Annotated in this window: 1 protein-coding gene; it reads right to left on the bottom strand. The window is 41.8% G+C overall.

The genetic code is table 11. The annotated features are described in order from the left end of the window. A partial coding sequence (locus A3738_RS28905) for a DUF4105 domain-containing protein (RefSeq protein ID WP_156504587.1) occupies positions 1-1039 on the bottom strand: 1039 nt, incomplete at both ends.

Genomic DNA, 1039 nt, shown 5'->3' with positions numbered 1-1039 from the left:
TGAAATTGAGCGTTTGACTCTGGCTTATCAAGATAAGACTTAAACTTCGCGTGAATGATTTCGAGTTGAGCTCCTGGGATATATCCCAGTACAGGGTCTAAGAAATCATGATAAGACATCCGAAGATCAAGTCCGATGTAATTGCCATCTATGTCATGACCGGAGCGCGCTAACCAGCGGTGAGATCGATGGCCTTGGTCATCACGTGTTTTAGGCGTCGGTGTACTCGTAAAGCTTTGATCTACTTTAATTTTACTTCGTTCGGACAATAGTCTGATTGTACGCTTATTGTAATACGCAGCTTCATCAGGCTCTTCTTTAGCTCGGTATCGCGCGATGGATACTGCAAGTTCTATTGCCTGAGCTTTATGTTTGTCACTTAACACTGATGTTGATGTGAGCTCTGATACTTCCCGATTTCGTTCATTTAATAGCTGTTCAGCAAATTGCTGTGTCGCATAAGAAGTTTGATTACGGCGGTGCTTTAATGCTGTTTGCATCGAAGGTCTAAACCTTGCGCTCTTAATGAGTCCGGCTTCTTGCAAGGCTCTAACTGTATCGGCTGGAATTACATCTGTGCTGAATTGTTTTGATAACTCAAATCTTGTACTAGAAGCATCGAGAAGTGTTAGAAGATGATACGAGCAGTTCTCAGTAAAAAAGTAATAGTCGAAATGCGTATCTTTAATCTCCCAGACATGGAGCATGAATAGCTGCAATTCCTGATTGTTTATGTCTAGTTCGTATTCCCACACATCTCGGGATTCAAGGTAATTGTATTCTTTTACTTTTTCATAATACGGCAATACCGAAAAAACACCTGGGTAACCTCCATTCAGGCCTTTGTAGCTAAAAACAAGTTCGTTATCGTTCGGGTCGGCGTTGGCAGCATAATTAATACTGTACGAAAGTAGATCGCTTTTATGTGTAGAGCTGTCGATGCGCATTAGGGTATGACCAAACATCGATGAAGGGCTGTTCAAATATGCCGCAGGAAAGATCAGTGTTAAACCCTGCGCTGATACATCTTGAAGAAATT

Source organism: Oleiphilus sp. HI0066 (assembly GCF_001635725.1).
This window is presented reverse-complemented; position numbering and strand designations above follow the sequence as displayed.